This window comes from Pseudoxanthobacter sp., assembly GCF_036822375.1.
In the GTDB taxonomy this organism is placed as follows: domain Bacteria; phylum Pseudomonadota; class Alphaproteobacteria; order Rhizobiales; family Segnochrobactraceae; genus Pseudoxanthobacter.
On sequence record NZ_DAISHT010000015.1, the window covers coordinates 26,500 to 37,192 of the forward strand.

The 10,693-nt window shown below is 69.4% G+C and carries 10 protein-coding genes and 1 tRNA gene; 5 read left to right on the forward strand and 6 right to left on the reverse strand.

Translation table 11 applies throughout. The features are described from left to right. Nucleotides 1-2: 2 nt before the first annotated feature. Nucleotides 3-1,028, forward strand: a complete 1,026-nt coding sequence (locus V7067_RS03220; protein ID WP_334174434.1) for an ABC transporter permease — start codon at nucleotides 3-5, stop codon at nucleotides 1,026-1,028. Between the two features lie 17 nt (nucleotides 1,029-1,045). Then, on the forward strand, nucleotides 1,046-2,203 hold the full coding sequence (locus tag V7067_RS03225) for an ABC transporter permease (protein WP_334174435.1): 1,158 nt from the start codon (nucleotides 1,046-1,048) through the stop codon (nucleotides 2,201-2,203). Between the two features lie 694 nt (nucleotides 2,204-2,897). Here the strand turns inward: V7067_RS03225 and V7067_RS03230 are convergent. Next, nucleotides 2,898-2,972, reverse strand: a tRNA-Thr gene (locus V7067_RS03230). Nucleotides 2,973-3,487: 515 nt separating this feature from the next. Between V7067_RS03230 and V7067_RS03235 the strand changes: the two genes are divergently transcribed. Continuing rightward, the gene (locus tag V7067_RS03235; protein ID WP_334174436.1) at nucleotides 3,488-4,375 is read left to right on the forward strand and encodes a 50S ribosomal protein L11 methyltransferase; all 888 of its coding nucleotides are present in this window, start codon (nucleotides 3,488-3,490) and stop codon (nucleotides 4,373-4,375) included. 114 nt (nucleotides 4,376-4,489) lie between these two features. Here V7067_RS03235 and V7067_RS03240 read toward each other — a convergent pair whose 3' ends face one another. After that, on the reverse strand, nucleotides 4,490-5,485 hold the full coding sequence (locus V7067_RS03240) for an SH3 domain-containing protein (protein WP_334174437.1): 996 nt from the start codon (nucleotides 5,483-5,485) through the stop codon (nucleotides 4,490-4,492). Nucleotides 5,486-5,626: 141 nt separating this feature from the next. Continuing rightward, the gene (locus V7067_RS03245) at nucleotides 5,627-5,851 is read right to left on the reverse strand and encodes a hypothetical protein (RefSeq protein ID WP_334174438.1); all 225 of its coding nucleotides are present in this window, start codon (nucleotides 5,849-5,851) and stop codon (nucleotides 5,627-5,629) included. Between the two features lie 272 nt (nucleotides 5,852-6,123). On the opposite strand from V7067_RS03245, the gene V7067_RS03250 reads away from it, so the two are divergent. After that, complete coding sequence (locus V7067_RS03250) at nucleotides 6,124-7,944, forward strand: aminopeptidase P family protein (RefSeq protein WP_334174439.1); 1,821 nt, start codon at nucleotides 6,124-6,126, stop codon at nucleotides 7,942-7,944. An 18-nt stretch (nucleotides 7,945-7,962) separates the two neighbouring features. Here V7067_RS03250 and V7067_RS03255 read toward each other — a convergent pair whose 3' ends face one another. The 3 genes from V7067_RS03255 to V7067_RS03265 all read right to left on the reverse strand — a co-directional run bounded on the left by V7067_RS03255 (nucleotide 7,963) and on the right by V7067_RS03265 (nucleotide 10,091). Then, entirely contained in the window at nucleotides 7,963-8,265 is a 303-nt protein-coding gene (locus V7067_RS03255) for an AzlD domain-containing protein (RefSeq protein ID WP_334174446.1), read from the reverse strand. A gap of 35 nt (nucleotides 8,266-8,300) precedes the next feature. Then, nucleotides 8,301-9,062, reverse strand: coding sequence for an AzlC family ABC transporter permease (locus V7067_RS03260; RefSeq protein ID WP_334174440.1), 762 nt, complete (start codon nucleotides 9,060-9,062; stop codon nucleotides 8,301-8,303). Nucleotides 9,063-9,206: 144 nt separating this feature from the next. Continuing rightward, on the reverse strand, nucleotides 9,207-10,091 hold the full coding sequence (locus tag V7067_RS03265) for an AraC family transcriptional regulator (protein WP_334174441.1): 885 nt from the start codon (nucleotides 10,089-10,091) through the stop codon (nucleotides 9,207-9,209). 142 nt (nucleotides 10,092-10,233) lie between these two features. On the opposite strand from V7067_RS03265, the gene V7067_RS03270 reads away from it, so the two are divergent. After that, nucleotides 10,234-10,693 (forward strand): FAD-binding protein (locus V7067_RS03270; protein WP_334174442.1); only part of this gene is annotated, 460 nt, incomplete at its 3' end.

Below are 10,693 nucleotides of genomic sequence, written 5' to 3' on the forward strand. Positions count from 1 at the left end.
CGATGCTGAAATTCATCCTGAAGCGTCTTCTGGCGATGATCCCGACACTGGCGGTGATCTCGTTCCTGATTTTCGTGATCATCCAGCTTCCGCCGGGCGATTATCTCACCAACCAGATCGACGAGCTGCGCGCGTCCGGCGAGGCGGCCTCCATCGCCAAGATCGAATTCCTGCGCACCGAGTTCTCGCTCGATAAACCGTTCTTCGAGCGTTATCTCATCTGGGTCGGCGCATGGCCCGGCCCGCACGGTTTCGACGGCCTGCTGCAGGGCAACTGGGGCTGGTCGTTCGAATATGACAAGCCGGTTGCCGACGTGGTGGGGCCGTCGCTGCCGCTCACCGTCATTCTCAACTTCGCCACGGTGCTGTTCGTCTATATCGTGTCGTTCCCGATCGGCATCTATTCGGCCACCCGGCAATATAGCTGGGGCGATTACGGCTTCACGCTGATCGGTTATCTGGGGCTGGCGGTGCCGAACTTCCTGCTGGGCCTCATTCTGCTTTATCTTGCCAATCACTGGTTCGGCATTTCCGTCGGCGGGCTGATGGACCCGCAATATACCGACGCGCCGTGGAGCTTCGCCAAGGTGCTGTCGGTGCTGCAGCACCTGATCGTGCCGACCATCGTGATCGGTACCGCCGGCACGGCCGGCATGATCCGCCGCCTGCGCGCCAATCTGCTCGACGAGCTCAACCGGCAATATGTCGTCACCGCCCGCGCCAAGGGCCTGAGCGAGACGCGGTTGCTGGCGAAATATCCGCTGCGCATGGCCCTCAATCCCTTCATCGCCGATATCGGCCACCTGATCCCGTCGCTGGTGTCCGGTTCGGTCATCGTGTCGGTGGTGCTGAACCTGCCGACTGTCGGACCCGTGCTGCTGGATGCGCTGCGCAGCCTCGACCAGTTTCTGGCGGCGTTCATCCTTATGTTCGTGGCGCTGCTGACCGTGGTCGGCATGCTGGTGTCGGATCTGCTGCTGGGGCTGCTCGATCCGCGCATCCGGCTGGGCGGCAAGGTGCGGCAATGAGTGCGGAGATCCCGACGATGAGCGCCGCGTCCTCCACCCCCCATTATGTCGATCCGCGTCCGTTCGACCCGCAGGAAGCCGAAACGCTGACGCCGGAGCAGGAGCGGTTCTATCAGGCCAGCCAGTGGAGCATCATCTGGATGCGCTTCCGGCGCCACCGTCTGGCGCTGTGGTCGGGTGTGGTGCTGGTCCTGTTCTATCTCTGCGTTCCGTTTGCCGGCTTCATTGCGCCCTACGGGCAGGGCGAGCGCGACAACCAGCATCTCTATGCCCCGCCGCAGGGCATTCACCTGTTCCACGACGGCCGCTTCGTCGGGCCGTTCGTCTATGGCACCACCGCGCGGGTCGACATGGACGAGATGCGCTGGGTCTATGACGTGGACCGCAACGCGGTGCAGCCGCTGCGCTTCTTCTGCCTGCGCGACCAGCGCGACCGGGCCGGCGCGCGCGAGGCGTTCCACCTCGTCTGCCCGGCGAAGGACGGCACGTTTTATCTGCTCGGCACCGACCGGCTCGGGCGCGACATCTTCTCCGGCATCGTCTACGGCGCCCGCATCTCGCTCACGGTCGGCCTTGTCGGCGTGGCGATTTCCATCGTGCTCGGCATGTTCTTCGGCGGCATCGCCGGCTATTTCGGCGGCATCACCGACAGCATCGTGCAGCGCATGATCGAAATCCTGCGCTCGCTGCCGGAACTGCCGTTGTGGATGGCGCTGTCGGCCGCCCTGCCGGTCACATGGAGCCCGGTGCTGATCTATCTGGGCATCACGGTCATTCTGGGCCTGCTCGACTGGCCGAGCCTGGCGCGGGCGGTGCGCTCCAAGCTGCTGGCGCTGCGCGAGGAGGATTATGCCCGCGCGGCGGTCATGATGGGCGCCTCGCCGCGGCGCATCATCGTGCGCCATCTGCTGCCCGGCTTCACCAGCCACATCATCGCCTCGGCGACGCTCGCCATTCCCGGCATGATTCTCGGCGAGACGGCGCTGTCGTTCCTCGGCCTCGGCATGCGGCGCCCGGCGGTGAGCTGGGGCGTCATGCTGAACGAGGCGCAGAACATCACCGCGGTCACGGTCTATCCGTGGCTGATGGCGCCGACCATTCCGGTGGTGATCGTCGTGCTGGCCTTCAACTTCCTCGGCGACGGTCTGCGCGACGCAGCCGACCCCTACAAGTAAGCCGCGCCCGTGCAGGCGGCCCCTTGCAGCGCACCGCGGGCAGGGGGGGTGGCCACAGGGCGCAGGGGGCTTGCCACGGGGCGCGCAGGGGGCTTGCCGGGGGCGCAGCCTGCCGGCCATTGCCGCGTGTAACGCGGACGGGACCGGCGCGCGCGGGCCATCTTCGCCGGATGCCGCCGTCAGCAGACGTCGCCCGGCCGCGCCGTCCGGGGCAGCAGGCCAGCCCGCGCATTTCCCCCGCCTGAGCTGCGCCCCCTGACACAGGGCACCGCCCGGAACGAAAAGCCTCGCGCACCGGACGGCGGCGGGGCTTTGCCTCGAAGAGGCAGAGCGTTATCGCCCGTCGCGAAGAGACCTTCTGAGCGAGCTCCCCGCTGCCCCCGGGACCGCTGCCCCCTCGGACCGCCGCGACGCCGGGGCCGCTGATGCCGGCTTTCAGAGCGGCATCGTTCAGGGCAGCGGTTTCGGTGCCGGTGCTCGTTCGTCGCGCCGCTTGCGGTCTGGGATATGGCTCCGGTTTCAGGCCTGTGCCTTCTGCCGGCTCACATCGGTCGCAGGGCTTGGGTCGCAGGGCTTGCGCGGATTGTGCATGGCCCGACGCTGTCGTTGCTGTCCGGTTCACGGCAGATCGACACGGATTACAGCACGCGAGGGCGTGTCAGACTTCACAACAGAGAGTGATTTTTCGAAAGAATGGTGCTGCAAGAGAGGATTGAACTCTCGACCTCTCCCTTACCAAGGGAGTGCTCTACCACTGAGCTACTGCAGCGTCCGATCGGGCGGCGATGTCGCTCGCCGTCGATGGCGGGCTTTTGCCACAGGCCGGCGGGGAGTGCAAGTCGTCTCAGCGGATTTGGTGGTCCGGCGCCGGCGGAGCTGTGCACATCCTGCCGGGGCCGGCGGGTGGCAGGGCGGCGGAAAAGCTGTCGGGAACGGAAGTTTCTGAAATTATTACAGATGGTTATGGCAAACATGGCGGCGGAGCCTGCGCCCTGTGGATGGTTTGCCGGAAAAGCCCCGGTCTCGTCGCCGGTGCCCGATTCGGGGCGATTCCGGCGCGGCGGGCGTCTGCGTCGGGGGAGACGGTTCGGGTGGCGTGGCGGGCCGGTCCGTCCGGATCGGGCCTGCGCGGCGGATCCGGACTTGCCTTGCGCCGCGGAACGCGCCATCGAAGACCGCGAACACACCGGCGGAACCGGCAGACGGCGAAGCGAGGCTGCGTTCGCCGCCGGGCAGGCGGCGGGCCGTGCCTGCCGTCGCAGCGCGGGCTTCTCAGGAGAAACCATGACCACCTTTCGTGCGCGCGTGACGGCCCCGTGGGCGCTGGCCAGCCGCCTGTTTCCGCTTGCTGAGAGCGCGTTCGAGGACGACGGCGTGCCGGTCACGCTGTTCGAGACCCACGATGGCGGGCCGTGGACCGTCGAGGTGCTGCTGTTCGACGGCGATGCCGAAACCGCCGCCGCCCGGCTGCGGGAGGCCGTCGGCCCGGAGGGGGCGGATCTGCCGGTCGTCGTCGACGAACTCGGCGAGGCCAACTGGGTTGAGGAGAGCCTGAAGGGGCTCGCCCCGGTGGCCGAGGGCCGCTTCGTCATCCACGGCGCTCACGACCGCGGCCGCGTCAATGCACAGGTGCCGATCGAGATCGATGCGGGCCTTGCCTTCGGCACCGGTCATCATGCCACCACGGTCGGCTGTCTTGCGGCCATCGAGCGGCGGATGCGCTGCGGCCCGGTGCGCCGGCCGCTGGATCTGGGCACCGGCACCGGCGTGCTCGCCATTGCTATGGCCCGGCTCGGCGCGGCGAAGGTGGTGGCGACCGATATCGATCCGGTGGCGGTGAAGGTGGCCATCGACAATGCCCGCCTCAACGGCGTGGCGCCGCGCATCGAGGCCTTCCGGGCCACGGGCATGTCCGATCCGCGGCTGACGCGCGGCGGGTTCGACCTGATCGTGGCCAATATTCTGGCCCGGCCGCTGATGCGCCTTGCGCCGGCCATCGTGCGGGCGCTGACGCCGCGGGCGACGCTGGTGCTCTCCGGCCTGCGGCTGGACGATGCCGCGCGCATCATCGCGGTCTATCGCGGGCAGGGCGTCAAACTCGTGCGCCGCGATCCGCGCGGGTCGTGGACGACGCTGACCTTCGTGCGCGAGCCGCGGCCGCACCGCGCCTGAACGGCGCCGGCACCGCCGGCAGAGACAGCAGCCGGAAACGAAAAGCCCGCCGCGGAGGCTCCTCCGCGGCGGGCTTTGTTCACAGGGCTCTTGCGGGCGCCCGGTGCAGGGCCGTTATTGCGGCTGGCCCTGCTGCATCTTCAGAAGCTGCTGCTGCATTTCCATCTGCTGCTTGGCACGCTCATATTGCTGAAGCTGCTTCTGCTTGGCGGCCTCATATTGCTGCAACTGCTGCTGCTGCATCATCTGCTGACGCTGCTGCTGGACCTGCTGCTGCATTTCCATCTGCTTTTTCGTCGCGTCGAATTGCTGCTGCTGCTGTTGCTGGCGCAACATCTGCTGCTGCTTCTGGGTCTGCTGCTGCACCTGCATCTGCATCTGCTGGCGTTCCAGCTGCTGCTGCTGCCGGATGGCGGCGTTGTTGTTGTTGGGCCAGCCCGGGTTCGGCGGCTGATTGCCGTTCCAGCCCGGATTCCCGTTCCAACCCTGATTGCCGTTCCAGCCGGGGTTGCCGTTCCAGCCCTGATTGCCGTTGTTCCAGCCACCGGGCTGCCCGGGCGGGCCATAGCCGCCACCGCCGCCGCCCTGCCAGCCGGGGCCCGGCGGCGGGCGCCAGCCGGCCGGGGGCGGGCCGCCGGGATTGTTCATCCACCAGGCGCGCTGCTGGTACCACGGATAGCCGCGATAATAATTGTCCCAGTAAGACCCCAGCGCGAAGCCGACCACCGGCACGCCGACCATCGGCGCATATTGCGGCGTCAGCACCACAGTCTGGTTCTGGTAGGCGACCTGCAGATATTTGCCGTTCATCCAGCCGCGCGAGCCGCCGGTGACCACGTCGCACCAGTCATAACCGTTGAGGCAGCCGTAGATGCCGACCGGCATGCCGCGGTTGACCTGCAGCACCGGGGGATAATCCTTGCCCGGCCCGGCGCGCAGAAACACCCGGCTGGTGGAATAGGCCGGCGTCTGTGCCAGAGCGACAGCCGGCAGCATGACGGCGGCGACGAGGCCGGCGGCCGCCAGCGCCAGTCCGCGTCCCGGCCGGCTCCGCTGCCCGGGCGCCGCAGCCGCCCGGCGCCATCGGGAAATGGCCATGCGAATCATCATGCTCACTCCTGCACTCCTGTCCCCGTGAGTGACAGTGATGGAGCGCTGCGAAGCGTGCAATTACGTGGCGAAAAAATGAGCGGCTGAGGTTCTTCTGTGGGCCGCTGCACGGCAGAGGCCCGTCCTGCGCCAAAAGCCCGCTCAGGCCGGCATGCGGCCGGCGTGCACGGTGCCGCCGTTGTGCACACGGCGCAGGTGGCAATAGGCCGGCAGCAGGGTATCGTCGCTCTGCAGCGCGCCGCCATGCACGAAACGGCGGACATCGCGGCTGCGATTCTCCAGCATACGGTCCACAATGCTGGCGTGGAAACTGCGGCGAACCCCATCGGCGGCACCGAACAGGGCAGGCGACATCCCGTGAGTCATCGTTCAAATCCTGCGATGTGTGGCGTCACCATGGGCGCACGCGCCCTGAGCGACGAAGCCTCGCCCGGCAATCAGTCCGGGCCCCGCCACCATGGCCGAAGCCGCCGCCGCCAGCCACCACCGCGCCGGCATGACCGCTATGCACAAATTTCATGCGATATCTGCTAAATCAATAGGCAGTTAACCATCTGGTCAAATCGGCCGCGCGGCCGTTCCCTGCGCCCGCCGGTCATGACCGGACCCCGCCCGATGGCTTGTGAAGGAATTGGCTCATGTTCCAGAGCTTCGATATCGTCTCCGATCCGGGCCTTGGCGCCGGGCGGCTGTCGCTTCTGCGCGCGCGGCTGAAGGCCGATGGCATCGACGGTTTTCTGGTGCCGCGCTCCGATGAGCATCAGGGCGAATATGTGCCGCCCTGCGCCGAGCGGCTGGCGTGGCTGACCGGTTTTACCGGCTCGGCCGGCATGGCCGTGGTGCTGGCCGGTGAGGCGGCGGTGTTCGTCGATGGCCGCTATACCCTTCAGGTCCGTCAGCAGGTGGACCCGGCCGCCTTCGAGATGCTGCACCTCATCGAGCAGCCGCCGGCAGGCTGGCTCGCCGCACGGCTGAAGCCCGGCCTGCGCATCGGCTATGACGCGATGCTGCTGACGGTGGCGCAGGTGCGCCGCTTCGCTGCCGTGTGCGAAGCCCATGGCGCGACGTTCGTCGCCGTGGACGCGAACCCGCTCGATGCCGTGTGGACCGACCGGCCGGACGTGCCGGTGGGCACGGTCGATCTGCAGCCGCTGTCGCTGGCCGGCGAAAGCGCGGCTGCCAAGATCGCGCGCGTCGAGGCCATCGTTGCGGCCGCCGGGGCGCAGGCCACGGTGCTGACCCAGCCCGATTCGATCGCCTGGCTGTTCAACATCCGCGGCCACGACGTGGCGCACAATCCGGTGCCGCTGTCGTTTGCCATCGTGCCCGCCGGCAGCCGGCCGCAACTGTTCATCGATGGCCGCAAGCTCTCCAACACCGTGCGCACGGCCATCGAGGAAGTGGCGGCGGTGGCGGAGCCCGCTGCCTTCCGCCCGGCGCTGGCCGCCCTCGGCCGTGCGGGCGCCGGCGTGCTGATCGATCCGGACTGGGCGGCCGAAGCGATCCGTCAGGCGCTGGTTGCCGGCGGGGCGAAAGTCATCGAGGGACGCGATCCGGTCCTGCTGCCGAAGGCCATCAAGAACGCCGCCGAGGTCGCCGGCACCCGCACCGCGCATCTGCGCGACGGGGCGGCGGTGGTCCGCTTCCTCGCCTGGCTCGACCGCACGGCGCCGGAGGGCACGCTGGACGAAATCACCGCGGTTGAGAAGCTGGAGGCGTTCCGCGCTGCAACGGGGCTGCTGAAGGACATTTCGTTCGACACCATTTCCGGCTCCGGGCCGAACGGCGCCATCGTGCATTATCACGTCAGCCGCGCGTCGAACCGGGTGATGGCGCCGGGCGAACTGTTCCTGATCGATTCCGGGGCGCAATATCAGGACGGCACCACCGATATCACCCGCACCGTGCCGGTCGGCGTGCCGGATGCGGAAATGCGCACCAACTATACCCGTGTGCTGGCCGGCCATGTGGCGCTGGCCATGGCGCGCTTTCCCGCCGGCACCTCGGGCGCGCAGCTCGATCCGCTCGCCCGCCTGCCGCTGTGGGAAGCCGGGCTCGATTTCGATCACGGCACCGGCCACGGCGTCGGCTGCTATCTGTCGGTTCACGAAGGGCCGCAGCGCATCGCCCGCATCGGCACCACGCCGCTCGAACCCGGCATGATCGTTTCCGACGAGCCGGGCTACTACAAGACCGGCGCTTACGGCATCCGCATCGAGAACCTGTTGCTGGTGACCCCGCCGGAGGTGCCGCGCGGCGGCGAGCGGGCGATGATGGCGTTCGAGACGCTGACCATGGTGCCCTACGACCGCCGCCTGATCGACCCGACACTGCTGACGCCGGCCGCGCGTGCGTGGGTCGATGCCTATCATGCCGAGGTGCGCGGTGCGCTGGCGCCGCTGCTGGCCCCGGACGATCTGGCCTGGCTGCTGCAGGCGACGGCCCCGCTGGCCGGCTGAGCCTGAGGCGGGCCGCCCTCAGCCGAACTGGCGGCCGAGGGCGGTGATGCCCACGCCCAGCACCACGATGGCCAGCATGGGCAGGCGCAGCGCGGCGGCCGCAAGACAGGCGACCGCCGCCACCCGCTCCGGCCAGCCATTGCCGAACGCGGCCGGGGCGATCAGGGCGGCCAGCACCGCCGGCGGCACGGCATCGAAGGTCCGCTTCAGCCGGCCGCGGCGGGCAAAGTCCGCCGGCAGCACCAGCCCGGCAAGACGGGTCGCCATGGTGGCCAAGGCCATCAGCGCAATGGCGGCCAGCGTGCGGGGATCGAGAGCCAGAAGATCGAGGGCGGAGAAATCGGCTGCGGCTGGGCTCATGCCTGTTCTCCGCGGTGCTTCGGGCCGGAAAAGGCGGCCGCTGCAATGCCGGCCACCGCGCCGGCGGCAATCGCGGCCGGGCCGCTGGCAACCGCCGACACCGCCACCGCCACGGGTGCGGCGGCCGCCACCGCCGGCAGGAAGCCGGCCCGGTCGCGAAAGCCGGCAAGAAGGCCGATGAAGATGGCGGCAAAGGCGAAGTCGAAGCCATAACGTTCCGGGTCGCCCAGCGCCCGCCCCATCAGCGTGCCGGCAACGGTCGTCACCTGCCAGGCGCAGTAGAGCGTGCCGGCAAGGCCGGCGAAATAGGCCGGCGTCAGCCGCGCGTGCGCGGCGCGCTGTTCGGCATAGGCCCAGATCTCGTCGGCCAGAAACAGCAGCGCCAGCGGTCGCACGGCCTTCGGAAACGCCCCCATGGAGCGCGCCAGCGAGGCGCCCATCAGCACATGGCGCAGGTTGACGATGAAGGCCGCAAAGCCCACCGCCAGCCACGGCACCGGCCGCGCCCACAGATCCAGCGCCACGAACTGCGCGCCGCCGGCAAAGACGAAGCCGGACATCAGCGCCATTTCAAGGGTTGAAATGCCCTTGGTGGCCGCCAGCGCCCCGAGGATGAAGCCGAACGGCACCATGGCCACCACCACGGGCAGCATGGCGGCTGCCCCGGCGGTGAATTCAGCCCGGAAGCCGGCGGCCTCCGGCAGGCCGGAGGGCGGGGCGGGAGAACCGGGGGGAGGGACGGGAGAAGAAGCAGACACGGCCGGACCTTCTGGACAAGACGGGGCGGGGCCCGCCTGCCGCGCAAGCGCCGGCGCAGGCGCCCGGCAGCCTTTATGGCGGCGCGCCGGCGGCGCTGTCTTGGATGAAAGTGACGGTTGAAAGCGGCCGTGCCGCCACCGGTCTCAGCCGGCCCGGCCGCGGAAGGCGCCCGGCGCCACGCCGATCCGGGCCCGGAAGGCGCGGGTCAGGTGGCTCTGGTCGCAGAAGCCGCAGGCCGCGGCCACCGCGGCCGGGCCGAGGCCGGCCGCCAGCAGGCCGCGCGCGGCGCGGATGCGCCGGTCGGTCAGCCAGGCGTGGGGCGTCAGGCCCGTTTCGCGGGCAAAGGCGCGGATCAGGCGGGTGCGCGGAATGCCCGCCACCGCCGCAAGGCCGGCCAGATCGACCGGTTCGGCATAGTTCGCCTCCAGAAAGGCGCGGGCGCGCGCAACCGGCCCGCCCTCGCGCGGGGCCGGCCGCTCCAGCGCGGCGCGGGTGGCGCCCTGCCGGCCATGGCGGGCAAGCAGGCGCACGAACGCGCGGTGCAGCCGCTCGTCGGCCTCCAGCGCCGGCACCCCGGCATCGGCGGCCGCGTGGGCGGCGGCAATCTCGGCGGCCAGAGCCGGATCGCGGATCACCGCACCGGCAAAATCCGGCACGCCGGTCACCGTGCGCTCGCCCGCGTCGCCGGCAATGTCGCGCAGAAGGCCGATGGCCGGATAGGTCATGCGATAGGCATAGCCCGCTCCGTGGGGCCGCCCGTCGTGCACCGCCTCCGGCGGCACCACGCACACGTCGCCCGGCCCGGCATAAAGCTGAATGCCGTTCTGCGAGAAGGCCTCGCAGCCGGCCATGATGGTGCCGACGACGAACGTCTCATGGGTGTGGGGGGCATAGACGTGGGTGCGGAAGGTGGCGGTGAGGCACTCCAGCCCCTGCTGCCGCTCGGCCCGGAAGAAGCGTGCGCGGTCCCTGCCGGCAAGCGGGGTGGCATCGAGCGCCTGTTGCTGGGTGAGTGGGTCGCCGGTCATGGTGGCGATCATGGCACGGCCTTGCGGCAACCGCGAGCCGGGCCGTGCGAACGGCCGTGCGGAACTGGCCTCCGGGCCGCGGATCCACTAGGCTTGCGGCCCACCAGACCAGCGAGACGCACCGAGAAGAGTCGTGTCCATCATGCCGAGCGCCGTCCTGTCGCCCCCCGTTGCCGAAGCCGCCGCCGGCCGGCCCGCCCCGGACGTTGTCGCCGGCGTCGTGGAGCGGCTTTCGCAGCGTCTCGGCGCGCGCATCACCACCAATTCCGTGGTCTGCCGCCAGCACGGGCAGACCACGACATGGCTTGAGACGCAGGCCCCCGATGCGGTGGCCTATCCGTCGTCCGCGCAGGAGGTGGCCTTCATCGTCGCGACGTGCGCCGCGGCCGGCGTTCCGGTCGTGGCCTACGGCACGGGAACATCGCTGGAGGGCCATGTGAATGCGCCCTTCGGCGGCATCTCGGTGGACCTGAGCGGCATGAACCGCATTCTGGCGGTGCGCCCCGACGACCTCGACTGCACGGTCGAGCCGGGTGTGACGCGACGTCAGCTCAACGATTATCTGCGCGATCAGGGACTGTTCTTTCCCATCGATCCGGGTG

Bases quoted from the DNA above. Each gene is read 5' to 3' on its own strand.
- V7067_RS03220 (WP_334174434.1), top strand. From the start codon at position 3: ATGCTGAAATTCATCCTGAAGCGTCTTCTGGCGATGATCCCGACACTG.
- V7067_RS03225 (WP_334174435.1), top strand. From the start codon at position 1,046: ATGAGCGCCGCGTCCTCCACCCCCCATTATGTCGATCCGCGTCCGTTC.
- V7067_RS03235 (WP_334174436.1), top strand. From the start codon at position 3,488: ATGACCACCTTTCGTGCGCGCGTGACGGCCCCGTGGGCGCTGGCCAGC.
- V7067_RS03240 (WP_334174437.1), bottom strand. From the start codon at position 5,485: ATGATGATTCGCATGGCCATTTCCCGATGGCGCCGGGCGGCTGCGGCG.
- V7067_RS03245 (WP_334174438.1), bottom strand. From the start codon at position 5,851: ATGACTCACGGGATGTCGCCTGCCCTGTTCGGTGCCGCCGATGGGGTT.
- V7067_RS03250 (WP_334174439.1), top strand. From the start codon at position 6,124: ATGTTCCAGAGCTTCGATATCGTCTCCGATCCGGGCCTTGGCGCCGGG.
- V7067_RS03265 (WP_334174441.1), bottom strand. From the start codon at position 10,091: ATGACCGGCGACCCACTCACCCAGCAACAGGCGCTCGATGCCACCCCG.